Here is a 26,135-nt window from a genome sequence, read left to right on the forward strand (position 1 = left end):
AAATTGCTCCTAATTATTATTTAAATTCCAATTTTAGAAATTCCAAATTCCAAAAATGAAAGGCTTCGCTGCGCTCAACATCATTTGCTTCACTTATTATATATTATTATGTATAAAAAAAACAAACCCGACAGGTTTTGAAAACATGTCGGGTTGGAAATGAGAATTACTCTTATATATAGAGAGTAGAAAAGCTACACTATATATAATATGTATTATTGATTTAAAGCGTCTATTACTTCTTTGGTGATTTCGATGCTTTTTAGTTTTGCCTGGTGATCGAAGATCGGACTTGTTACCATTAGCTCGTCGATTCTTGCGTAGTCTATGAACTTTTTCAAATCGGTTACCAGTTGTTCTTTGTTTCCTGTGAAGGTTCCTGCTGTCATTTGGTTAACATGGAAACGTTCTGCTTCGTTCATGATATCGTCTAATGATGGAACTGGCGGCTGTAATCCTTTGCGGTCGTTTCTAATTAAGTTTAGGAACATTTGATATAAACTTGTAGATAATAATTCTGCTTCTTCATTTGTATCGGCAGCAATTACATTGACACAAGACATTGTTTTGGGTTTATCCAAATACTCTGATGGCTGGAAATTTTCTCTGTAAAATTCAAATGCCTGAATCATTAGCTTTGGTGCGAAGTGACCAGCGAAAGCGTAAGGCAATCCATAAGCCGCCGCTAAAGCTGCACTGTCCATACTTGAACCTAGAATCCAAATTGGCACATTTAGACCTTCAGCTGGGAATGCACGAACTTTTCCCGTCGCATTTTCAGATGAAAAATACTCTTGAAGTTTGCTTACATTTTGTGGAAAGCGTTGTGCCTGCTCGAAAAAGTCTTTTCGGATTGCTTCGGCAGTTGGCTGATCTGTTCCTGGCGCTCTTCCTAACCCTAAATCAATTCTATTAGGATAAAGGGTTTCTAGAGTTCCGAATTGTTCTGCTACTACTAAAGGTGAATGATTCGGTAACATGATTCCGCCAGAACCTACACGGATATTTTTTGTCTGACTTGCCACATATCCTATTAAAACTACCGTTGCTGTGCTGGCAACGTGCGCCATATTGTGATGTTCTGCCAGCCAAAATCGTTTGTATCCAAGTGTATCTGCTAATTGCGCTATGTCTTTTGTTTTTTGAAATGTTTCTGTGGCATTGCTATCTTGAGTAATGATAGCGAGGTCTAATAATGAGACTGAAATTGGGTTTTTCATATAAAATAATGCTAAGGTGTAAAATTAAGTCATTTATACGAATGCCTTTTACTTTCTAATGTTAATAGAATTATAATATTCTTTAGTTGTTTCAAATGATTATTTTTTGATAATTAATTATCGTTTTACAATAATTAATTATACATTTGCAATATCAAATTTAATTTTCAGTGTATGAAGACGACCCATATTGTTTCTAGAATATTATTTTATTTCACTAGATTGTTGGCTGTAGTTTATTTTTTCTTGGCTGCTTATTCTGTTTTTACTTTAGTGACGGGATTATTTCTAACTTTTAAAGAAAACGGAAAGTATTTTCAGGTTTGTTATCCGTTTACTTCACATCCATTGATGTTAGGAGATTACAATTTGCCGTATATTCTTTTTGATTTTCTAGCTCCGTTGAGTCTTTATGGACTTTTCTTTTTATTGAGCAGTAATGTTTTTAAGGTTTTCTTCCAGCCGAAGTTGTTTACTCAAAATAGTGTAGTGCAATTAAAACGTTTTTATTTATCGAATTTATTCATTCCGAGTATCGTGATATTGTTTGCTTTTTTCTTTGTTCCTTTAGATAATGAAGTCGCGCTTTTTATCATATTGCACGGAATGCTTGGCGCTTTTGCTTATTTTTTAGCTGCCATTTTCAAACAAGGTTTAAACCTTCAGAACGAACAAGACTTATTTATATAGCTATGCCAATAATTGTAAATATTGATGTAATGCTTGCCAAACGCAAGATGCAGAGTAAAGAATTGGCAGAGAAATTAGATATAACACCTGCTAATTTATCGATTCTAAAAACCGGAAAAGCAAAAGGTATTCGATTTGATACGCTCGAAGCTATTTGCAAAATCTTGGATTGCCAACCCGGCGATATTTTAGAATATGTAAGCGAGTAGCTTTCTTTTAAATCAAATTTTCTGAATCAAAAAAATCGGCTTTTTGATGCCGACAGGAATTCTATTGCCTAAAAATTTCAAAATCATCATTTATATAATCATCAAAAATCAATCAAAAAATGAACAGTTTATCAATCAAAAATCTCAGCAAAACGTATGAGAACGGCACGCAGGCGATTGACCATTTATCGCTTGAAATTACAAACGGAATGTTTGGTTTATTAGGTCCGAATGGCGCTGGAAAATCGACTTTAATGCGAACCATTGCCGCTTTGCAGGAACCGACTTCCGGAATTATTGAATTTAACGGAATTAATATTCTCGAAAATCCAATGTTTATTAGGGAGAATTTGGGATATCTTCCGCAGGAATTTGGCGTTTATCCAAAGATTTCTGCTTATCGTTTATTGGATCATTTGGCCATTTTGAAAGGAATTGTCAATAAAAAAGAACGACACGACCAGATTTTGTATTTATTACAGCAAACGAATTTATTACAACACAAAGACAAAGCGGTTCATTCTTTTTCGGGCGGCATGCGTCAGCGCTTTGGAATTGCACAGGCTTTGCTCGGAAATCCGAAGATTATTATAGTTGATGAACCAACTGCGGGATTGGATCCTGAGGAAAGAAACCGTTTCAATAATCTTTTAAGCGAAATTGGCGAAAGCATTATTGTGGTTTTATCCACACATATTGTAGAAGATGTTCGCGACTTGTGCACCAAAATGGCAATTATTTCTAATGGAAAATTGCTTTTAGAAGGAAATCCAAATGAAGCTGTCGATTCTTTGAAAGAAAAAATCTGGACGAAAGCGATTCATAAAAATGAATTAAAAGAACACAAGGAACACTTTAATATTATTTCGTCTCATTTGAATTCAGGAAAAATCAACATTCATGTTTTCTCTGATCAACAGCCTGATTCTGGTTTTGAATTGGTTTCTCCAGATTTAAGCGACGTTTACTTCAATATTTTATCTCAAAATCAACTAAAAAAATAACGTTATGCTTTCGAAATTAATTCAATTTGAATGGCATAACAATACCAGAAACTGGACATTTTATGCCTCCTATATTATATATCTAATTCTCGGCTTTTTTGTGAGCGCTTTTGCGAACTTTTCGTTTTCGGGCGCTTATAAAAATAGTCCGTTTGTATTGACTTATGCGATTGGTTTGCTATCGCTGATGACGATTTTCTCTATAACGCTTCAAGTCGCACAGCAATTTTTAAAAGAATACGAAACCAAATTTGATGCTATTGTCTTCTCTACTCCTATTTCTAAGTTTCATTATTTGGGAAGTAAGTTTATCACAGCTTTTGTAATTGCGGTTTCCTCTTTTGGAATGTTCATTATCGGGATGATTGTCGGACATCAAATGTCGTGGATTCCCAAAAGCGAAATTGCTCCTTTTGAAATTCTAAATTATCTCTGGCCGTATCTTGTAATTGTAATTCCTAACATTTTATTGTGTCTGTCGATTCTTGCAACGCTGGCTTGGCTTACGCGAAGTAAACTTTTTATTTATGTTGGCGGATTATTCATCTACATATTATATATAGCAGGTTCGATTTTTTCTAACTCGCCGTTATTTGCAAATGCTTCTCCGTCTTCCGCGAAAGCGATGTCTATGGCAGCAAAAATAGATCCGTTTGGTTTGGCAGCGTTTTTGGAACAAACAAGATATTGGACAGCCATTGAAAAAAATACGCAACTGCTTTCGCTTTCAGGGAATTTTTTACTCAACCGAATCATGTGGATTTGCATTTCTTTCCTTCTAATTTTTGTTTCCTATAAAATGTTTTCATTTCGAAAAACAAAAACTAAAAAGGTCAAATCGGTTCAAATCGATACAAAAGAGGCAAAAGTCTTTTCTGCTATAATTCCGAAGCTGCAATTTAAAACCTCAAAACACAATTGGGCTATTTTTAAAAGCAATTTGAAAATGGATATTTATTTGGTTCTAAAAGGAATTCCGTTTTTACTGATTATTATTTTATTTTCAGGATTATTGATAATTGAGATTTCAGATGAAATTGACGGTGGCATCAGATTGCCGGAAAGTATTACGAACACGGCTTTGATGATTTCTACTATTATGGATCGCCTGCCTTTTATTTTGATTCTGATCCTTCTTTTTTACAGCAGTGAATTATTGAATCGAAGCGAAAACTCGAAATTTGAAATGCTCGAAAATACAGCGCCTTATTCTTCATTTGTAGTTTTGCTTTCAAAATTGACAGCCCTTTTTATGATTCCGCTAATTTTAATTGGAATTAGTATTTTGATTGGAATTGGATTTCAAATCACAAACTCAAATGCGCCAATAGAAATCGGACTTTATTTTTCGATGTTCTATTTTATTGGATTTCCATTGTTTCTGATTTCAATTTTGGTAATCGCGATTCAGACTTTTATTAAAAACAAATATTTAGGATTGGCATTTTCGGCATTTATTGTGCTTTTGTTTTGTACCGGAATTGGAGAACAATTGGGAATTTCGCATCCGTTATTCCGATTTGGTGATTCTTTTAAAAGAGAATATTTTGATTTGAATGGTTTTGGAAGTTATACTTTTCCGTTTCATATTTCTATGTTGTACAATTTTGGTTTGGCTTTAATACTGCTGACTTTGACTGGAATTTTATGGAAACGAAATGCTACGATTCTAAAAACCATTCGCCGAAATTCATTTAATGCCATTCAGAAAACAACTTTTGCCTTTGGAAGTATTCTTTTTATCGGTTTTGGAAGTTATCTTTTTTATAAAACGAATATTGAATATCCGTATTTGACCAAAGATGATCTTAACAATTGGAGCGAGCAATACGAAAAGCAATTTAAAAAATATACGAATCTTGTTCAGCCAACGATTATTGCAGTAAAAAGTATAGTCGATTTATTTCCTGAAGAAAATCGTTACGAAGTAAAAGGCACTTATGAATTGATCAATAATTCGGAAAAAACAATCGATAGTTTACTCCTATATATAGATCGAAATTCGAAACTGATTTCTGTTGAAATTGAAAATGCTAAAAATTTGGATGATGTTTCTAAATTTCAGCATTATTGGTATCGATTGGAAAAACCTTTGTTACCTCAACAGAAAATAAAAATGAGTTTTGCTTTTACCTCAACTTGGTCACCATTTAAAGGTCATACCGCCTTTAATTCGATTATTGAAAATGGTTCATTTATGCGAATAAGCCGTTACTTTCCAACTTTTGGTTATCAGGATTCTAATGAAATCAGCAGTGAAAAAGATCGTATAAAAAGACATTTAAAACCGCAAACGCCACTTAAAAAGCTGGAAGAAAAATCGAAAACTACAAATGATTTCATTGATTATGATGTTGTAGTTTCTACTTCAAAAAATCAAACCGCAATTGGAATTGGAGATTTAATTGGAAACTGGAAAAAAGACAATCGCAATTATTTTCATTATAAATCTAATGGAAAAATTCCGTTTCGTTTTGCTTTTGCTTCTGCCGAATATCAAATTCAGAAAACAAATTATAAAGGCATTTCAATTGAAGTGTATTATGATAAAAGGCATTCTAGAAATGTTGAAAAACTAATTCAAGATGTAAAAAACACTTTGGATTATTGCCAAAATAACTTTGGAAAATATCCATATAAAACAATTCGTTATGCCGAAGTTTCTGCTTTCGCGGATGGATTTGCTGCAACTTCTTATCCGTCGACGGTTTTTATGAAAGAGAATTTCGGTTTTTACAGCAACTTGAATAATCGAGATAAAGAAGATATAATCAATCAATTGACGGCTCATGAATTGTCGCATGAATGGTGGGGAAATGCGCAGATTAGTCCTGAACAAAAAGAAGGAAGCTGGATTTTGACTGAAACTCTCGCACAATACACCGAATTGATGTTGTATGAAAAAGAACATGGTTTGGAAAAAGCGTTGGAAACTTTAAAAATTCATCTGGATTTGTATTTGAGCAGCAGAAGTTACGAACCCGAAACACCTATATATAAAACCAATTACGAAACGCCACATTTACCTTATGACAAAGGAATGCTGGTAATGCATCAACTGCGAATTTTAATTGGAGAAGAAAAAGTAAATCTGGCTTTGAAAAATTTCCTGAGTCATTATAAATATCCAAATCCAATTCCAGATTCTGAGGATTTATTGAAAGAGATTTATTTGGTGACCGATTCTAAACTTCATCCAAAACTGGACGAAATGTTTAAAAAGATTATTACTTATTCTTCTAAAATTTCTGAAGTTGAAAGTGTAAAAAAGAATAGTTTTTATGAAGTTTCTTTTAAAGCCGATTCTAAAAAATACCTTGAAAATGCGACAGGAGTTCGGAAGCAAATTGTCAACGACGCAACAATTGATATTGGAATTTATGATGAAAATGGAAAGTTATTTCGTTATACTTTTCCAATTAAAAACAATACAATTGAAGGTAAAATTAAAATCAAAAGCAAACCTCAACGAATCGTGATTGATCCTTATTTAATCAATATTGACACTTTTATAAAGGACAACGAGAAAGAGATTGATTAAGTTTTTTCGTTTGCACATAATTGTTTAAACACATAGAATCATAGATTTTCTTTGCGATCAAAGGCGTTTCACTTACATTAATGCACATAGTTTATATGTGTTAGAAACGAGTTTCTTTTAATCTTCTTTTAGAAAAAGAAAAAAACTATGTTTCTATGTGTTAAAAATATTGGAACCAAAATGAAGAAATAATTTCTCCTCAATCAAAAAAGTGAACCTATTTTAAAGCTAAATTTGTACATCAAATACCAAAATTTGATTTAGCATCTCTGCAAATGACACACAAAATTTTAATTATAGACGACGAAGAAAAACTGAGAAGTCTGCTGGTTCGCATTATTAAATCGGAAGGATTTGAAGTTTTTGAAGCGAAAGATTTAAAATCTGGTTTTAAAAAACTGGAACAAACCGATATTGATGTTGTTTTGTGTGATGTAAAATTGCCTGACGGAAACGGTGTTGATTTTGTCCAAAACATAAAAAGCAGTTTTCCTTTGACAGAAGTTATTTTGCTAACGGCTTTCGGAAATATTCCCGACGGCGTTCAGGCAATGAAAAACGGTGCTTTCGATTATATTGTAAAAGGCGATGATAACGACAAAATTATTCCGCTTCTTTATAAAGCCGTCGAAAAAGTGCATTTGCAGAAAAAAGTAAAACAGCTTGAAAAACGTATTGGCGATAAATATTCTTTTAATACGATTATCGGAAAATCAAAAGGAATCGAACAGGTTATCGATTTGGCTCAAAAGGTAGCCAAAACCGATTCGACTGTTTTATTGACTGGAGAAACAGGAACGGGAAAAGAGGTTTTTGCGCAGGCAATTCATGAAAACAGCAATCGCGCAGGGAAATCTTTTGTGGCTTTAAATTGCAGTACGTTTAGCAAAGAAATTTTAGAAAGCGAACTTTTCGGTCATAAACAAGGTGCTTTTACAGGAGCTTTAAAAGATAAAAAAGGTTTTATTGAAGAAGCAAACGGAGGAACTTTATTCTTGGATGAAATTGGAGAAATGCCAATAGATCTTCAGGCGAAATTATTACGTGTTTTAGAAACCAGCGAATATATTCCTGTTGGAGACACGACTTCTAAAAAATCAAATTTCAGATTGATTGCAGCAACAAACCGAGATTTAAAGGAAGAAAGTGAAGCATATCGTTTCCGTTCTGATTTGTATTTCCGTTTGAATATTTTCGAAATCAAATTGCCTTCGCTTCGCGAAAGAGCAAAAGATATTCCGTTGCTGGCGAATTTTTATGTGAAACAGTTTTCGGAAAAGACGAATAAAAAAACATTACAAACCTCAGCTGATTTTCTAGAGAAATTAGAAAATTATTCTTGGCCGGGAAATATTCGCGAACTTAAAAATGTTATTGAAAGATCGGTTATTTTGAGTAATGGCGATACTTTGACTTCTGATGTTCTGCCTTATGAAATGCAGCATCAAACGGAAAAAAACACAAAATCAATGTCGGCTTTTTCGATGCAGAGTATTGAAAAACTGCATATTCAAAAAGTTTTGAATTATACTAAAGGAAATAAAGCTGAAACGGCTAGATTGCTAGAAATTGGAATTGCGACTTTGTATAGAAAGATTGAAGAATACGGAATTCAATAGAATAAATTCCAATTTTTTAAAATTCCAAATTCCAATGGCAATGGCAATAACAATGACAATGGTAACGGCAAATTTCAAAAATCAATATTTAATTCGATTTGAAAAGCTCTGGAGGATCGAAATATTTATAGAATAAATTATTACCGTTAAAAAAGCTCCAGCGGAGCGCAATATTTATAGAAAATAATATATTCCCATAGAAAAAAGCTCCATCGGAGCGACACCTACATTCTAATATGTCGCCCCGCTGGGGCTTCGATAATTACACATGTTTGCTTCTATAAATATTTCGCTCCTCTGGAGCTTGCAATATGGAAACAGAAACATATCAAAACGAGAAAAGCTTATCAAAATGATAGGCTTTTTTTATACCTGCTTTTTGGCATAAAACAACAACTTCTTATTTTACAATACCTTACACTCTACTCTACATTTTCGGAATATATTTTGGCATAAAGAGGAAGAACATAAAAATTCCTTCTCATGAAAAATCAAGCTAATTCTATTTACAAACAAGCGGAACGTTTTGCCGAGATAACTAAAAAAAATATTATCAGCGGTAATATCGTTCGGGCTAAAAAGTGTTTAGCACTTGCTGAACGGTTATTTATTACCGGAAGCATCGAAACTAAAAATGCTATTTCAAACGTGTACGTTTTTTCGGTTTCTTCTTTTATGGAAATGCGCCACTGCAATATTTCGCATCTTTTTCCACAAACACTTAAAGCAGAATATATCAAACAGGTTAATGCTTCTGGAGTCTAAAATGTTTAATCGGTTAACTGTTTAATCGTTTTCTGCAACAATCTAAAATCTGAAATCTAAAATAATTATGATCACTTTTCTTTTACTCGGGCTAGCCGTTTTGCTGTTTGCCATTTGTTTTCTCTCTGTTGAATTCTTTGAAAAAATCTAAATCATGACTGCACTCTTTATTGTTTCAATTGCCGTTTTCGTGTATTTGGTTTATGTATTAATTAAACCTGAAAAATTTTAATAAATGTGAAATGTCAAAAGTGAAATGTTAGATGTCTTTCATTTTACAAATCACATCTCACTTTTCACAACTTCACATTTCACTTTTTACAATCAACAACTCACAATATTATGAATACAGAATTACTAGGTGTCATAGGTATTTTTCTCCTAACTATTGTTTTAGCGATTCCCTTCGGAAAATATATTGCTAAAGTCTTTTTAGGAAACAAAACACTTCTTGACCCGATTTTCAATCCGCTTGAAAAATTTATTTTTAAAATCAGCGGTATCAATCCAGCTGAAGAAATGAACTGGAAACAGCATCTAAAAGCACTTTTAAGCATCAATATGGTTTGGTTCTTTCTCTGCTTTTTTGTCCTGCTTTTTCAGGGTTCTTTACCATTAAATCCAGATAATAATCCGTCAATGTCGCCAGATTTGGCATTTAATACCGCTATTTCATTTGTTGTAAACTGCAACTTACAACATTATTCAGGCGAAAGCGGGGTTTCATACCTATCGCAAATGGTCTTGATGTTTTTACAATTTGTTTCGGCAGGTGTCGGAATTGCTGCTGCTGTAATGGTTTTTACCGCTATGCGCGAAAGAACCACAGACAAATTGGGGAATTTCTACAACTATTTCGTAAAAAGTTGTACTCGTATTTTATTGCCACTTTCAGCAATCGTAGCAACTGCTTTGGTTTTTAGTGGCACTCCTATGACTTTTGAAGGAAAAGATACTATTACTACTTTGCAAGGTGATCACGTTGAAGTTTCTCGCGGACCTGCTGCTGCTTTTATCGCCATTAAGCATATTGGTACAAACGGTGGTGGATTCTTCGGAGCGAACTCTGCACATCCTTTAGAAAACCCAACTTATTTTACAAATGCAGTTGAACTTTGGGCACAAATGATTGTTCCTTTTGCGATGATTTTCGCACTTGGTTTCTTCCTTAAAAAACAAAAATTCGCTTACATCATTTTTGGTGTAATGACCGTGGGATTCCTGCTCTTGGTAATTCCGACAATATCAAGCGAAATCAGCGGAAATCCTGCTATCGAAAAAATGGGAATTTCTCAGTTAAATGGAGCGATGGAAGGAAAAGAAGTCCGTTTTGGCCCAGCTATTTCTGGTTTCTGGAGTATTGCGACAACGGTAATTTCTACAGGTTCTGTAAACAGTATGCACGATAGTTCTATGCCAGTTTCTGGAGCTATGCAGTTATTAGCTATGATGGTTAACGTATTCTATGGCGGATGCGGTGTTGGTTACCTCAACTTTTACATTTTCATTATTCTGGCTGTTTTCATTTCTGGATTAATGGTGGGTCGAACTCCCGAGTTTTTCGGAAAGAAAATCGAAGCTCGGGAAGTTAAAATTGCTGCTTTTATCGCTATTCTTCATCCTTTATTGATTCTAGCAGGAACAGCTTTAGCTTCTTATTTTGCTGCGAATGATACTGCGATGGGCTATTGGTTCAACGGAAATGCAAAGGGCTGGCTCAACAATCCAGGAAATCACGGATTCTCTGAAATGTTATACGAATACACTTCAAGCGCTGCTAACAACGGTTCTGGTTTTGAAGGTTTAGGCGATAATAATCCGTTTTGGAATATCACTACGGGAATTGTTTTACTGTTAAGCCGTTTCATTCCGATAATTGGACCTTTGGCAATTGCTGGTTTATTAGCCAATAAAAAATACATTCCAGAAAGTGCAGGAACTTTAAAAACCGATACCACAATTTTCGGAATCATGATTTTTGCTGTAATCGCTATTGTTGCCGCTTTATCTTTCTTTCCTGCGCTGGCGTTAGGTCCACTTGCTGAATATTTTACACTGAAATAATAATTCATTTTTTTAATGCTGAAATATTTTAAACACATAGAAACATAGGAATTAAATCCATAAAAGAGTATAAAAGAAAAACTAGTTTTCACACATAGCTATGTGAGTGTATGCAAGTGAAATACCTTTTCCGCAAAGTAAAATCTATGTTTCTATGTGTTTAAAAATCTATTCAGTGAAACAAAATATAATATAAAATGACAACTAATAAATCCACATCATTGTTTGAAAGCAAACAGGTAAAAGAAGCTTTATTGCAATCTTTTGTGAAGCTGAATCCAAAAATGATGATTAAAAATCCGGTAATGTTTACCGTAGAAATTGGAACTGCCATTATGTTTGCCGTTTGCGTTTCGATCTTAATGGGCGCAACAGATCAAGGCAGTTTTATTTACAACTTAATTGTTTTCCTAATTTTATTTGTAACGCTTTTGTTTGCCAATTTCGCCGAAGCTATTGCCGAAGCCAGAGGAAAAGCACAAGCCGACAGTTTAAGAAAAACCCGTGAAGAAACTCCTGCAAGACAGATTTTGCCAAATGGAGAAATCAAAAATATCAGTTCTTCTCAATTAAAAAAAGACGATATTTTCATTTGTGAAGCCGGCGATTTAATAGCTGCCGACGGTGAAATTATAGAAGGTCTGGCGACAATCGACGAAAGTGCGATTACGGGAGAAAGTGCTCCTGTAATTCGCGAAGCTGGCGGAGACAAATCCTCTGTTACGGGAGGAACAAAAGTGTTGTCTGATAAAATCAAAGTAAAAGTAACTTCAGAACCTGGGGAAAGCTTTTTGGATAAAATGATTGCTTTGGTTGAAGGTGCAAGCCGTCAGAAAACGCCAAACGAAATTGCGTTGACTATTTTATTAGCTGCTTTTACCTTAATCTTCGTGATTGTCTGTGTTACCCTAAAACCTTTTGCCGATTACGCCAACGCTCCTATTACTATTGCAGCTTTTATTGCGCTATTCGTTTGTTTGATTCCAACGACAATTGGAGGTTTGCTTTCTGCGATTGGAATTGCGGGAATGGACAGAGCTCTACGTGCCAATGTAATTACAAAATCGGGAAAAGCGGTTGAAACTGCTGGAGATATTGACGTTTTGCTTTTGGATAAAACGGGAACAATCACCATTGGAAACAGAAAAGCAACCAATTTCTATCCAACTAAAGGTATTTCTTTTGAAGATTTCGTTAAATCTGCGGTATTGAGTTCGCTTGCGGATGATACTCCCGAAGGAAAAAGTATTTTAGAATTAAGTGAAATGATCGATGTAAAAAGTGAAGCAAAAGCGAGTTTTTTACAAACGACTTCAGACATTTCACACACCATAAAATTTACTGCTGAAACCAGAACTTCGGGTGTGGTTTTAAAAGATGGGACCAATATTCGAAAAGGGGCTCAAGACGCAGCTAAAAAAATCGCAGAACAAGCTGGAAATGCTTTTCCTGAAGATACTTTACAACAGGTTATCTCAATTTCTTCTAATGGGGGAACGCCTTTAGTGGTGATCAAAAACAACGAAATCCAAGGTGTTATCGAATTGCAGGATATCATTAAAACCGGAATGAAAGAACGTTTTGAGCGCTTGCGCAGAATGGGAATCAAAACGGTTATGGTTACAGGCGATAATCCGCTTACGGCTAAGTTTATTGCTGAAAAAGCCGGAGTTGATGACTTTATTGCTGAAGCGAAGCCTGAAGATAAAATGAATTACATAAGAAAAGAACAAGCTGAAGGTCGTCTAGTTGCCATGATGGGTGATGGAACAAATGACGCTCCTGCTCTTGCCCAAGCTAATGTGGGCGTTGCCATGAACAGCGGAACTCAAGCAGCTAAAGAAGCCGGAAACATGGTCGATCTTGACAATGATCCAACGAAACTTATCGAGATTGTCGAAATTGGAAAACAGCTTTTAATGACTCGCGGAACTTTAACCACTTTCTCAATTGCGAATGACGTTGCTAAATATTTTGCGATTGTTCCTGCTCTTTTTATTACTGCGATTCCAGCACTGCAAGGTTTGAACATTATGCATTTACACAGTCCAGAAAGTGCGATTTTATCGGCTGTAATTTTCAATGCGATTATTATTCCGATCTTGATTCCGCTGGCGTTGAGAGGTGTTGAATATCGTCCGATTGGTGCGAGTGCTATTTTAAAACGTAATCTTTTGATTTATGGGCTTGGAGGATTGATTATTCCTTTCGTCGGAATAAAAATAATTGACGTGATTGTTGCACTATTCATGTAAAATTAAACCCGACAGGTTTTAAAAGCCTGTCGGGTTTGGAAAAAACTCAATAAAAACATTGGTACTAAATTGCTAAGTTCCGAGAAGAAAAACTTAGAATCTTAGCAACTTAGAACCTCAGAACCTCAAAAAAATGAAAACAATATTTTCAATCATAAAACTTACTGCAGTTACTTTAATCTTATTCGCAGTTATTTATCCTCTTGCGATTTACGGAATCGCACAAATTGCTCCTAATCAAGGAAAAGGAGAAACACTTTCGGTTAACGGAAAAGTGGTTGGTTATCAGAAAATCGGACAAAAGTTTGATAAATCGAATTATTTCTGGGGAAGACCTTCGGCAGTTGATTACAATGCTGCGGGAAGTGCCGGAAGCAATAAAGGTCCGAGCAATGCTGAATATTTAACTTTGGTGCAGAAGAGAATTGATACTTTCCTTGTTGTTCACCCTTACTTGAAAAAAGCTGAAATTCCAGCTGATATGGTTACGGCTTCAGGAAGTGGTCTAGATCCGAATATTTCTCCTCAAGGTGCTTTGGTCCAAGTAAAACGTGTGGCTAAAGAACGAAATTTAGCTGAAGCTAAAGTAAAAGCTTTGGTGGAATCTAAAATTAATACGGCTGTTGTTGGTCCTGAAACTGTGAATGTTTTGGAGTTGAATGTGGCTTTAGATGCGTTGCGTTAAAAGATGCTAAGGTTCTGAGTTGCTAAGATTCTAAGTTTTATCCTAACAGGTTTTGAAAACCTTGTAGGTATGATTTCCCTTTAGAAGCACAGTAACCACACGGTTTGTCATCCCGAGGAACGAGGGATCTCCGCAAGTAGCTCGTCAAAGTATTGTCGATTCTCTGTGTGGAGTTTCTTGCGGAGATTTCTCCTTCGTCGAAATGACAAACTAGACGCAAATTTTAATCGAAAACTAAACTTAAAAATTAAATACCTGCAAGGTTTTGAAAATCTTACAGGAAATAATACGCCTTTTTACCCCAAATGCCCTAGCCCCGATAGTAGTGGAAATCCTTTTGTGCCGGGGTTCGGCACAAAAGATTGAAACGGATAGCGGGAAACAGCTCCTAAAAAATCTACTAAATATTAATTTAATTAAGAGGACGAGATTGCTCCGTTCCTCGCAATGACTTATGAAAAAAATAATACTTACCGCTTTAATCGCTTTTGGTTTTAGCAATTTACACGCACAAGAAGAATCTAAAAATCCGTTTACGTTTTCGGGATATGTAGATGTTTATTATAGTTATGATTTCGGGAAACCGGAAAATCATACACGGCCAAACTTTTTTTATAATTATAACCGAAGCAATGAAGTGAACCTGAATTTGGGTTTGGCGAAAGTGAATTATTCGAAAGAAAATATTCGAGGGAATTTTGCGCTGATGGCAGGAACTTATGCACAATATAATATGTCGGCTGAACAGGATTTATTGCAAAATGTTTATGAAGCAAATGTTGGTGTGAAGATTTCGCAGAAACATGATTTGTGGATTGATGCGGGAATTATGCCTTCGCATATTGGTTTTGAAAGTGCAATTGGAAAAGACTGCTCGAATTTAACGAGAAGTATTCTTGCTGAGAATTCACCTTATTATGAAGCAGGCGTAAAAATTGGCTACACTTCTGATTCTGGAAAATGGTATTTGGCGGCGATGTATTTGAACGGCTGGCAGAGAATTCAGAAAATCGACGGAAATCAAACTCCGGCTTTTGGAACACAAGTAACTTTTAAACCTACTGACAGAGTGGTTTTGAATTGGAGCACATACGCAGGAAATGAACTGCCTGATATTGACAAAAAATGGCGTTACTTTAATAATTTCTACGGACAATTTAAAGTAACAGACAAAACGAATCTGACAACTGGTTTTGATATTGGTTCGCAGCAATCAGCTAAAAACAGTAATAAATACGATACGTGGTTTTCGCCTGTTTTGATTTTGCAATACAAACCGACAGATAAAATTCAATTGGCAGCGCGAGGGGAATATTACAGTGACGAAAAAGGTGTAATTATCGCAACGTCAACGCCAAACGGATTCAAAACCTACGGATTTTCAGCTAACTTTGATTACTTAATTACGGATAATGTTATGTTTAGAATTGAAGCGAGAAATCTGTCAAGCAAAGATGAAATTTTTACCAAAAACAATCTGCCAACAGACACTAATACTTTTGTAACATCTGCATTAGCTATTAGCTTCTAGAAAAAAATATTTCACGCAGATTTTACAGATTAAAGCAGATTAAATTGGATTTTTAATTTAAATAATCTGCGAATATCAGCTTAAATCTTTATAAATCTGCGTGAAACAAAAAACTTAGTGGCTTAGCGTCTTCGTGGCAAAAAAACCTAAAAATGGAAAACGAAAATAACGCACAGCATTTTCTGGATTTGATTCAGAAATCTCGAAAAGGGAAATTTAAAATCTACATTGGAATGAGCGCCGGTGTGGGTAAAACTTTCCGCATGCTTCAGGAAGCGCATTCGTTATTGAAAAACGGAATCGATGTCAAAATTGGCTACATCGAAACGCATATGCGGAAGGAAACGCATGAGTTATTGTCTGGTTTGCCGATTATTCCACGACGGACGATTTTTTATAAAGGAAAAGAACTTGATGAACTCGATGTTCAAGCCATCATCAACCTTAGACCAGAAGTGGTTATCGTTGATGAATTGGCGCATACAAATGTGGAAGGAAGCAAAAACGAAAAACGCTGGCAGGATGTTCTGGAGATTCTAGAGGCTGGAATTAATGTGATTTCGGCTGTCAATATTCAGCATATTGAGAGTTTAAATGAAGATGTAAAACGTATTACTGGAATTGATGTTCAGGAAAGAATTCCTGATAATGTTTTGCGTCTGGCTGATGAAGTAGTGAATATCGATTTGACTTCAGAAGATTTGATTGCTCGTTTAAAAGAAGGCAAAATTTACACGGCTGATAAAATTCAGATGGCTTTGCAGAACTTTTTTAAGTCCGAACAAATTCTGCAGTTGCGTGAATTGGCTTTGAAAGAAGTTGCAAGTCAAGTCGTTCGAAAAGTAGAAAATGAAGTTCCGAATCTGCATGCTTTGCGTCATGAAAAATTGTTGGCTTGCATTAGCAGTAATGATAAAACGGCTAAAATTGTGATTAGAAAAGCAGCACGTTTGGCAAGTTATTACAATGGGATTTGGTATGTTTTGTATGTCGAAACGCCACAAGAAAGCAGTACAAGAATTGCACTTGATAAACAAAGGCATTTAATTAATAACTTTAAACTCGCTGTGCAATTGGGAGCCGAAGTTATTAAGTTAGAAAATTCGAATATTACCAATGCAATTTTGACAACTGTTGAAGAAAAACAAATTACAACTGTCTGCATCGGGAAACCGCATTTGAATTTATTTAAAGTAATTTTGTCAACAACAATTTTCAGGCGTTTGCTGAATAAATTGTCGTTATCAAACGTCGATCTTGTTATTCTATCTTGATTTTTTTTACCATTAAGAGATTAAGTAAATTAAGTTTTTCTTTGTCTAAAGTACATTAAGCTTAATGTTCTAATTCTAGATTAAAACTAGGTGCTAAACCTTAATTTTCTTAATATCTTAATGGTTCGTATATAAAAAACTTGTTTTTAAACTTATGAGAATTAAAACCAAATTGAATCTGGGTGTTGGATTGTTATTTTTAATGATCATCATTCTCTCGTTAGTGAGTGCTTATTCTGTTTTCTTGATTAAGCAGGACACAGAGAATATTTTGAAATCCAATTACAATACGCTGGAATATTCGCGAAACATGATTTTTGCTTTGGACGAAATAAAATCAGATTCAAAAAAAACGATTTTGAATTTTGAGGAAAATCTTAAAAAGCAAACCCGAAATATTACGGAACCAGGCGAAAAACAAGCGACCGAAAAGCTGAAAGAAAGTTTTGCTCTTCTGACTAAAAACAATTCTGATGAAACTATAAAAGCACAAATTCGTCAAGATATTTTTGCTATTATGAAGCTGAATCTCGACGCTATAAAACAGAAAAGCGACATCGCCAAACAATCGGCTGAAACGGCTAATTTGTCGATTGCCATTGTGGGGACTTTGTGTTTTTTAATTGCTTTTAATTTATTGGTTAATCTTCCGAATAACATTGCGAATCCGATTAAGGAATTAACATTGAGTATTAAGGAGATTGCCAATAAAAATTATTCAGAACGTGTTCATTTTACGAGTCATAGCGAATTTGGAGATCTTGCCAAATCGTTTAATACGATGGCGCAAAAGCTGGAAGAATATCATGACAGCAATGTTTATAAATTGCTGTTTGAGAAAAAACGATTGGAAACATTGATCAATAATATGAACGATCCGATTATTGGTTTGGATAACGAAGGAATTGTTTTGTTTGTGAATGATGAAGCGCTGAAAATTGTTGGTTTAAAATCGGAAGATATTATTGGAAAACCTGCCTCTGAATTAGCGGTTTCTAATGATTTAATTCGTTCTTTAATTCTGAAAGAAAATGAAACTACGAAAAAACAGCCTCTCAAAATTTTTGCTCACGGAAAAGAAAGTTATTTCGAAAAGGAAATCCACAATATTACGATAACACCAACGGGCGAAGAAAAGGAAATTAATATTGGCGATGTGATTATTCTTCGAAATATTACACTTTTTAAAGAATTGGATTTTGCTAAAACCAATTTTATTGCCACTGTTTCACACGAATTAAAAACACCAATTGCGTCTATAAAATTGAGTCTTCAATTACTTGAAAATGCTAAAACTGGCGATATGAACGACGACCAAAAACAATTGGTAGAAAGCATTAAAGACGACAGTCAGCGTTTATTGAAAATCACGGGTGAATTATTGAATTTATCCCAATTGGAAACGGGGAATATTCAGTTGAATATTGGCAAAAGCAATCCGCATGAAATTGTACAATATGCTGTAGAAGCTGTAAAAGTTCAAGCCGATCAAAAACAGATTCAGCTAATTGTTGATGCCGATGAAAATCTAAAACACGTAAAAGCCGATGCTGAAAAAACAGGCTGGGTTTTGATTAATTATTTATCTAATGCAATCCGATATTCGTCTGAAAAAAGTACGATTCTCATTAAATTAAAAGAAGAAAATAATCAAATGGTTTTTCAAGTTATTGATACTGGAAAAGGAATTGAGCCAAGATATAAAGACAAAGTCTTCGATAAATATTTTCAGATTCCAGGAAGTCAGAAATCGGGAACTGGATTAGGTTTAGCAATCAGCAAAGAATTTATTGAAGCACAAAACGGAAGCGTTGGCGTAGAAAGTAATTTAGGATTGGGAAGTACTTTTTGGTTTACGTTGAAGGTTTAATTTTTTTGCCACAGATTGAAAGGATTTTTGAGATTTTTCGCCACGAATTACACAAATTTACACGAATTATTTTGGTCTAAATTATACGTGTTTTTAAATAAAATTTGTGCTAATTTGTGTAATTCGTGGCGATTTTAAAAGCCTCAGAATCTTAGCATCTCAGCACCTTAGAACCTTTATAGTTTCATTTCCATAATCGGCATGAATCTATTTTTTATTGAAGTTTCAAATTCTCCGATTTTTGTAAATCCGATTTTCTGATAAAATTGTTCGGCATTGGGTTCTGAATCTAAAATGATTTTTTGACATTTTTCATTTCTCATTCTTTTCAAAAAATCATTCATTAAAAAAGAACCAAATCCTTTTCCAATATATTCAGGTAAAATAAATAAGTTATCCAATTTTACCTTATTATCTTCTTGTTTTAAATAAGAATAATAACCAACAATCTGATTTTCAATAACCAAATTAAAAACGGGATTTGTTTCAATATAATCTGCTGTAACTGTTAGATTATTACTCCATTTTTCAATTTGTTCTTCAGAATATCTCCAATACGCTTTTGACTTTTTGGTGATTTCCGTTAAACGGATATGATCTTCGATTTTGGCTTTTTGGATGTTCATTTTGGTATATGTCTAAATTTTCCGCCACGAATTCACGAATTTTTATTTAAAATAATTCGTGAATTCGTGGCGGAAAAAAAATTAAGCGTTAGAAGTATTATTCTTAATTTCTCGAACTTCTCTTTTTAATTCTAAAAGTAAATCTTTCATAGCTCCAGTTTCCGTCGTTTCTTGTTTTTTATCTGAACGGCCAATGTTGCATTCGTACTCCCAAATTTCCAAAATATCAGAAGCTTTCACTTCATAATTTGGATAAAAACTATTGTCAGATTCTAAAACCAAACTGTTCTTTTTATTTTTATTGAGGCGTTTGTAAACCATTCCTTCATTTTTAGTAATCAAAATATAGGTTTTACCATCCATAACCTCTCCTAACTTTTCTACATAACGACCAATAATAATAGAACCATCTTCGTGCGGAGGCATCGAATCGCCTTCAACGGGAAATCCGCGGTGTTTTCCAGGGCCTAAAAACGGAAGCGTAATCTGTTGTAAACTTTCAATATATTCTGGATCAGCATATCCATTTAGATAACCTGCTTTTGCTTTTTGAGATACAATTTCAATAAAGTTTTCTCCAAAACTATCTACTTGAATAGGCAAAATAAGTCGGTTGCCTTCTAGTTTTATCAAATTTTGCACATCAATTTTACGAATATCGACCGATAATATCAAATCGATACTCATATGAAAATACAATGCAATTTTCTTTAAAATATCGTACGGCGCTTCTGAAGTTCCGTCTTCATATTTTACGTATCTACCTCTGGTAATGCTAAGGTTTTCAGCTAATTTCTCTTGAGATATTTTATGCTTAACCCTTAATGCTCTGATGTTGTCTGAAAATAAGGACATAATAAATTTGTTATAATTTGGAACAGCAAATATACACAAAATGTTCTAATCTGTACTAATTTTGTTTCATACAAAAACAAAAGGAAAATGGCACGGGCAATTGTACATATGGATCTGGATACCTTTTTTGTATCCTGCGAACGACTCACCAATTCGGAACTTAATGGAATTCCGCTTATTATTGGCGGAGGCGACCGTGGTGTCGTGGCTTCTTGTTCCTATGAAGCACGTAAATTTGGAGTTCGTTCTGCCATGCCAATTCAAATGGCATTAAAACTTTGTCCAGATGCAAAAGTCATGAAAGGTGACATGGAATTATATTCAAAAATGTCTCACGATGTTACCGAAATTCTTCAAGAAAAAGCGCCTGTTTTAGAAAAAGCCAGTGTCGATGAATTTTATCTGGACATTACCGGAATGGATCGTTTTCACGGAAGTTATAAATGGACCGATGAATTGGCTCAAAAAGTAATTAAAGAAACTGGATTACCGATTAGTTTTTCATTATCAATCAATAAAACGGTTTCTAAAATTGCTACTGGCGAAGGAAAACCAGTAGGAAATCTTGAAATTCCAGAACATAAAGTACAGACTTTTTTGAATCCGCTTTCGATTCAGAAAATACCAATGGTCGGAACCGTAACATTTCAGCTTTTATCCCGAATTGGCGTTCGTAAAATTCAGACTTTAGCCGAAATGCCTGCCGAAGTTTTACAGCAAATGATTGGAAAAAATGGTCTCGATATTTGGAAAAAAGCCAACGGAATCGATCATACGCCTGTTGAACCTTATAGCGAAAGAAAATCTATTTCGACCGAACATACTTTTTCTCAGGATACAATTGATATTGCAAAACTCAAAAGAGTGCTTTTAGGAATGGTCGAAAAACTGGCTTTTCAATTGCGTTCTGAACAATGGCTGACTTCTACCGTTACGGTTAAAATTCGTTACGCCAATTTTGATACAGAAACCAAACAATCTCGAGTTGCATACACTTCTGCCGATCATATTTTGACTAAAACCGTAATGGAACTTTTCGAAAAAGTCTATCAGCGTCGTATGCGTCTGCGCTTGATTGGCGTTCGCTTTAGCGGATTAGTTCGCGGAACCTATCAAATTGATCTTTTTGAAGATACTCAGGAAATGCTCGCACTTTATGCCGCTATGGACAAAATGAAAAGCCGTTATGGTTTTGATGCTGTGATGCGTTGTGCTGGTGCTCATTTTAAACCGAATACTAAAGACGAAATTTTAAAACGAAAAAACGAGAATCCTAAACCTTAATATGTATTTAAACTGTCATTCATATCATTCTCTGCGTTATGGCACGATTCCTCTTGATAAACTTGTCAAGCAGGCTGTTTTGCATGATGTAAAAGCAATGGCATTAACTGATATTAATACAGTAACTGGAATTTATGATTTTATAAGAGATTGTGAGAAAAACGGAATTAAGCCTTTGGTTGGAATGGAATTTCGCTGTAATCATGAATTCAGATATATCGGTTTAGCTAAAAATGCTGAAGGTTTAGCTGAAATGAATCGCTTTTTAACGGATCATAATTTCAGCGGAGAAACTTTGCCTTTACGAGCACCTAAATTTGAATCTGCTTTTGTAATTTATACTTTAGAAAATGCTCCAGAAACACTTTTTGAAAATGAATTTATTGGTGTTCGTCCTGAAGAAGTTTCAAGTCTTCTGACTTCAAAACATAAAAACAAAATGGCTAAAATGGTGGTTTTACAACCTGTAACTTTTAGCTGTAAAAAAGAATACAATCTGCATAAAGTGCTTCGGGCAATTGATACCAATATTATTCTGTCAAAACTTACCGAAGCAGATTTTTGCAAAACTTCTGATTTTATAAAACCATTAGACGGTCTTTTGCCTTTCTATGAAAAATATTCTGAAATCATTTCGAATACACAACGCATTATTGACGAATGTAATTTTCAATATGAATTTGGTGTTCCGCAAAACAAAAAATACTTTAAAAAAAGCCGTGAAGAAGATATAGAAATGCTTACTGTCCTAGCGATGGAAGGTTTTGAACTTCGTTATGGAAAAGAAAATACAGTAGCAAAAGCACGTGTTGAAAAAGAACTAAAAGTTATTGACGAATTAAAATTTAGCGCCTATTTCTTAATTACTTGGGACATTATTCAATACAGCAATAGTCAAGGTTTTATGCACATCGGACGCGGAAGCGGTGCCAACAGCATCATCGCGTATTGTCTTGGAATTACCGATATCTGTCCAATAGAACTTGATTTGTATTTTGAACGTTTTTTAAATCTGAATCGTAAAACTCCACCCGATTTTGATATTGATTGGAGCTGGCAGGAACGCAATGTAATTTTAGAATATATCTTCGGAAAATACGGTAGAGATCACGTAGCTTTTTGTGGTACGAATGTCGAATTTAAATACCGTTCTATTTTTAGAGAAGTTGGAAAAGTTTTTGGTCTTCCAAAAGAAGAATTGGATGTTTTGGCAAAAAATCCAGAAGAACTACATCCTACCAATAAAATTGTAAGGTTGGTTCAGGAATATGGTAAAATGATGAACAAATATCCAAACCAACGTAGTATGCATGCCTGCGGAATTATCATTTCTGAAGAACCCATTACCAATTATACTCCATTAGAAATCCCTCCAAAAGGATTTCCAATCGTACTTTTTGATATGCATATTGCCGAAGAAATTGGTTTTGACAAATTCGACATTTTAAGTCAGCGTGGTATTGGTCATATTGATGACAGCGTAAAACTGATTGAAAAAAATCGAGGTATCAAAGTAGATATTCGTAATACTTCGATTTCTAAAGATGAAGCAGTTTGTAATTCTCATTTGGCAAAAGGAGATACAATTGGCTGTTTTTATATTGAAAGTCCAGCCATGCGTGGATTATTACGCCGATTGAATTGTGACAATTATAAAATTTTAGTTGCCGCTTCGTCTATCATTCGTCCTGGAGTAGCACAATCTGGAATGATGAAAGAGTATATTTTTCGTCATAACAATCCGAATCAGTTTGAATATTTTCATGAGGTTTTTAGAGAACATCTTGGCGAAACCTACGGAATTATGGTCTATCAAGAAGACGTTATTAAAATCGCCCAACATTACGGGGGACTTCCCGCACCCGACGGAGATATTCTGCGTCGTGCGATGTCAGGAAAAGGAAGATCCTTGGAAGCTTTGCAAAAAGTGAAAGACAACTTTTTTGCCAGTTGTGCTCAAAAAGGACATCCAGAAGCTTTGAGTCAGGAAATTTACCGTCAAATTGAATCTTTTGCAGGCTATTCTTTTTGTAAAGCGCACTCGGCGTCTTATGCAGTTGAAAGTTATCAGAGTTTGTATTTGAAAGTGAATTATCCCGTTGAATTTATGACAGCGGTAATCAACAATCAAGGCGGATTTTATAGAACAGAGGTTTACGTACACGAAGCGCGAATGTCGGGCGGAACCGTTCATAATCCGTGTGTGAATAAAAGCGAATATCAAACCACTTTGTATGGAACTGATATTTATTTAGGTTTTATGCACATACAGAGTCTGGAATCTAAAGTTGCTCATTTAATTGAATCTGAAAGAGAACAAAACGGCGAATTTCTTTCTTTAGAAGATTTCATCAATCGCATTCCGATTGGAATTGAAGGTGTTAAAGTACTCATTTTCATTGGTGCTTTTCGTTTTACAGGAAAAACAAAAAATCAGCTTTTGATTACTGCGAGTTTATTACTGAACAATTTTAAGCCCGAAAACAGGAATTTGAAATTACTTCAAGAACCTGCTAAAGAATTCAAATTGCCAGTTTTAGAACGTTCTATTTTTGAAGATGCTTTTGATGAAATCGAATTATTGAGTTTTCCTATTTCATGTACGGTTTTCGATCTTTTACAAACCAAACATCGAGGCGATATTATGGCGAAAGATTTAGTAAAATATCATAAAAGACAAGTTCGAATGCTGGCTTATTTGATTTCAAGAAAACACGTTCCGACCAAAAAAGGCACGATGTATTTTGGAACTTGGATTGATCATGAAGGCACTTATTTTGATACAGCGCATTTTCCAGATAGTTTGGCTCAACATCCTTTTCAGGGCGGAGGCTGTTATCTTTTGTTAGGAAATGTAGAAGTCGATTATCATTTTCCAACGATTACGATTCTTAAAATGGCAAAAATGCCTTTCATTCCAGATCCGCGATATATGGATGCTAAAGATCAATATCGAACACAAAATCAGATTAAAGAAGATATCAGTATGACGAATAGAAAACCGTATCCGTCAGCTCATGAAATTAATATGCCTAGACATCGAATGAAGTTTAATTCTTAAGCGATGAAAATTGCTCGCAAAGTCGCGAAGGCGCAAAGTTTTTATTTAAAAACTTAAAAAGAAAAAACTTTGCGACTTTGCGAGATTAAAAAAAGAAAAAACTTATGAATCTATTCGCGACAATTAAGTAAACAACAGAAATAGAACATTTTACGTTATATACAAATGAAGAAGCAAGAATATGCCATAGTCGATATTGAAACCACAGGCGGGAATGCTAGTGGAAGCCGTATTACAGAAATTGCCATTATTATTCATGACGGTACAAATGTGTTGGATCGTTACGAAACACTTGTAAATCCTGAGCAGGACATTCCTCCTTCTATTTTTGGATTAACCGGAATTAATAACGAAATGGTTGCTAATGCACCAATTTTCGATGATATTTCAGAGAAAGTTCTAGAAATGTTAACCGATCGTGTTTTTGTGGCACATAATGTCAACTTCGATTATTCGTTTGTGCATCATCAATTGGAACAAGCGGGTTTTAAATGGTCTGCGAGAAAATTGTGTACGGTTCGTGCTGCGAGAAAAATCAAGCCCGGATTAGGTTCTTATAGTTTAGGCAATCTTTGCAATTCTCTAAATATATCTTTAGAAAACAGACACCGCGCAGGCGGAGATGCCGATGCCACTGCTCTATTATTTTCACTTTTATTAGAATGGGATGATGCTGGAGAAATTGATAAAATGATCAAGAAAACAGCAGAAGATCAACGTTTGCCTCCAAATCTTCCTGCAGACGATTTTAATAATTTACCGGCTAAACCCGGAATCTATTATTTCTATAATCAACAGAAGAAAGTCATTTATGTTGGAAAAGCGATCAATCTGAAAAAACGAGTGACTTCGCATTTTACGGGAAATAATATCAATCCGCAAAGACAGCATTTTCTGAGAGATATTTACGGAATTTCATTTGAAATCTGCGCAACTGAATTGATGGCGCTTCTTTTAGAATGTACCGAAATCAAAAAACTTTGGCCCACTTACAACAGAGCTTTAAAACGTTTTGAAGCCAAATTTGGTATTTATCAATACGAAGCTAGAAATGGTTATAAGTATTTGGCACTCGGAAAAATGACCAAATTTCAGACTTGTATTCATGAATTCAACAACCAACATACTGGTATTCATTTCTTGCGAAGTCTTGCAGAACAATTTGAAATCGACCATCGTTTCTGTAAATATTCAAGACCCGAGGAAGGCGAATTTTTCTATAACAATGAAATAAAAGAATTGCCAGATGTTTTACTTCACAATGAACAAGTCGACAATGCCATTTCCTTTTTATTGAATAACAGACCGAGTTTTGCCATTATAGACAAGGGACGATCTTCAGACGAAAGAAGCTGTATCTGGATTGAAAATGGCCATTTTTATGGAATGGGATATATTTCAAGAGATATAGCAATTAACGATTCTGATGAAGTAAAAAGTTACGTGACACCTTATAAAAGCAATCAATATATCGATCAGTTAATTTTTGCTTACGCTGAAAAATATCCACGTAAAGTATTCTTCAATAAACAATTTTTCATTTCCTAAACCGAATACAAATAAAATAGAGCTGTAAAACTAA

The 26,135-nt window shown here is 34.7% G+C and carries 19 protein-coding genes; 16 read left to right on the forward strand and 3 right to left on the reverse strand.

Annotated elements, in window-relative coordinates; translation table 11 throughout:
* Window positions 1-215: 215 nt before the first annotated feature.
* A complete protein-coding gene (locus NQQ59_RS24700; RefSeq protein WP_144215123.1) occupies window positions 216-1,220 on the reverse strand; it encodes an LLM class flavin-dependent oxidoreductase in 1,005 nt (334 codons plus the stop codon).
* A gap of 174 nt (window positions 1,221-1,394) precedes the next feature.
* On the opposite strand from NQQ59_RS24700, the gene NQQ59_RS24705 reads away from it, so the two are divergent.
* From NQQ59_RS24705 to NQQ59_RS24765, 13 genes are all read left to right on the forward strand, one after another.
* Window positions 1,395-1,910, forward strand: coding sequence for a DUF2975 domain-containing protein (locus tag NQQ59_RS24705; RefSeq protein ID WP_144215124.1), 516 nt, complete (start codon window positions 1,395-1,397; stop codon window positions 1,908-1,910).
* 2 nt (window positions 1,911-1,912) lie between these two features.
* On the forward strand, window positions 1,913-2,119 hold the full coding sequence (locus tag NQQ59_RS24710; protein WP_144215125.1) for a helix-turn-helix domain-containing protein: 207 nt from the start codon (window positions 1,913-1,915) through the stop codon (window positions 2,117-2,119).
* A 119-nt stretch (window positions 2,120-2,238) separates the two neighbouring features.
* The gene (locus NQQ59_RS24715; RefSeq protein WP_144215126.1) at window positions 2,239-3,123 is read left to right on the forward strand and encodes an ABC transporter ATP-binding protein; all 885 of its coding nucleotides are present in this window, start codon (window positions 2,239-2,241) and stop codon (window positions 3,121-3,123) included.
* 4 nt (window positions 3,124-3,127) lie between these two features.
* On the forward strand, window positions 3,128-6,664 hold the full coding sequence (locus NQQ59_RS24720; RefSeq protein WP_144215127.1) for an ABC transporter permease/M1 family aminopeptidase: 3,537 nt from the start codon (window positions 3,128-3,130) through the stop codon (window positions 6,662-6,664).
* 275 nt (window positions 6,665-6,939) lie between these two features.
* The gene (locus NQQ59_RS24725; protein ID WP_144215128.1) at window positions 6,940-8,283 is read left to right on the forward strand and encodes a sigma-54-dependent transcriptional regulator; all 1,344 of its coding nucleotides are present in this window, start codon (window positions 6,940-6,942) and stop codon (window positions 8,281-8,283) included.
* Between the two features lie 483 nt (window positions 8,284-8,766).
* The gene (locus NQQ59_RS24730; protein WP_257698463.1) at window positions 8,767-9,048 is read left to right on the forward strand and encodes a DUF7674 family protein; all 282 of its coding nucleotides are present in this window, start codon (window positions 8,767-8,769) and stop codon (window positions 9,046-9,048) included.
* A 154-nt stretch (window positions 9,049-9,202) separates the two neighbouring features.
* Window positions 9,203-9,280, forward strand: coding sequence for a K(+)-transporting ATPase subunit F (gene kdpF, locus NQQ59_RS24735; RefSeq protein ID WP_073489533.1), 78 nt, complete (start codon window positions 9,203-9,205; stop codon window positions 9,278-9,280).
* Between the two features lie 110 nt (window positions 9,281-9,390).
* Window positions 9,391-11,112 (forward strand): potassium-transporting ATPase subunit KdpA, encoded by a 1,722-nt coding sequence (kdpA, locus tag NQQ59_RS24740; protein ID WP_144215130.1) that lies wholly within the window; start codon window positions 9,391-9,393, stop codon window positions 11,110-11,112.
* Between the two features lie 197 nt (window positions 11,113-11,309).
* Window positions 11,310-13,367, forward strand: coding sequence for a potassium-transporting ATPase subunit KdpB (gene kdpB / locus NQQ59_RS24745; protein ID WP_144215131.1), 2,058 nt, complete (start codon window positions 11,310-11,312; stop codon window positions 13,365-13,367).
* A 133-nt stretch (window positions 13,368-13,500) separates the two neighbouring features.
* The gene (locus NQQ59_RS24750) at window positions 13,501-14,052 is read left to right on the forward strand and encodes a K(+)-transporting ATPase subunit C (RefSeq protein WP_144215132.1); all 552 of its coding nucleotides are present in this window, start codon (window positions 13,501-13,503) and stop codon (window positions 14,050-14,052) included.
* Window positions 14,053-14,506: 454 nt separating this feature from the next.
* Window positions 14,507-15,583: a porin gene (locus NQQ59_RS24755; RefSeq protein WP_144215133.1), complete on the forward strand. Its 1,077-nt coding sequence runs from the start codon at window positions 14,507-14,509 to the stop codon at window positions 15,581-15,583.
* 152 nt (window positions 15,584-15,735) lie between these two features.
* Window positions 15,736-16,857 (forward strand): sensor protein KdpD, encoded by a 1,122-nt coding sequence (locus NQQ59_RS24760; RefSeq protein WP_144215134.1) that lies wholly within the window; start codon window positions 15,736-15,738, stop codon window positions 16,855-16,857.
* 154 nt (window positions 16,858-17,011) lie between these two features.
* Window positions 17,012-18,727 (forward strand): sensor histidine kinase, encoded by a 1,716-nt coding sequence (locus tag NQQ59_RS24765; RefSeq protein ID WP_144215135.1) that lies wholly within the window; start codon window positions 17,012-17,014, stop codon window positions 18,725-18,727.
* Between the two features lie 176 nt (window positions 18,728-18,903).
* Here NQQ59_RS24765 and NQQ59_RS24770 read toward each other — a convergent pair whose 3' ends face one another.
* Both NQQ59_RS24770 and NQQ59_RS24775 read right to left on the reverse strand, forming a co-directional pair.
* Window positions 18,904-19,353 (reverse strand): GNAT family N-acetyltransferase, encoded by a 450-nt coding sequence (locus NQQ59_RS24770; RefSeq protein ID WP_144215136.1) that lies wholly within the window; start codon window positions 19,351-19,353, stop codon window positions 18,904-18,906.
* Window positions 19,354-19,434: 81 nt separating this feature from the next.
* A complete protein-coding gene (locus NQQ59_RS24775; RefSeq protein WP_144215137.1) occupies window positions 19,435-20,208 on the reverse strand; it encodes an XRE family transcriptional regulator in 774 nt (257 codons plus the stop codon).
* Window positions 20,209-20,295: 87 nt separating this feature from the next.
* Here NQQ59_RS24775 and dinB point away from each other — a divergent pair, with 87 nt between their 5' ends.
* The 3 genes from dinB to NQQ59_RS24790 all read left to right on the forward strand — a co-directional run bounded on the left by dinB (window position 20,296) and on the right by NQQ59_RS24790 (window position 26,101).
* The gene (gene dinB, locus NQQ59_RS24780; protein WP_144215138.1) at window positions 20,296-21,492 is read left to right on the forward strand and encodes a DNA polymerase IV; all 1,197 of its coding nucleotides are present in this window, start codon (window positions 20,296-20,298) and stop codon (window positions 21,490-21,492) included.
* Between the two features lies 1 nt (window position 21,493).
* Window positions 21,494-24,553 carry a DNA polymerase III subunit alpha gene (locus tag NQQ59_RS24785; RefSeq protein WP_144215139.1) on the forward strand — a complete coding sequence of 1,020 codons (3,060 nt, stop codon included), beginning with the start codon at window positions 21,494-21,496 and terminating at the stop codon, window positions 24,551-24,553.
* Window positions 24,554-24,718: 165 nt separating this feature from the next.
* Window positions 24,719-26,101 carry an exonuclease domain-containing protein gene (locus tag NQQ59_RS24790; RefSeq protein ID WP_144215140.1) on the forward strand — a complete coding sequence of 461 codons (1,383 nt, stop codon included), beginning with the start codon at window positions 24,719-24,721 and terminating at the stop codon, window positions 26,099-26,101.
* Window positions 26,102-26,135: the final 34 nt, after the last annotated feature.

Origin of the sequence: Flavobacterium panacis, assembly GCF_024649945.1 — a bacterium.
Lineage (GTDB): Bacteria > Bacteroidota > Bacteroidia > Flavobacteriales > Flavobacteriaceae > Flavobacterium > Flavobacterium panacis.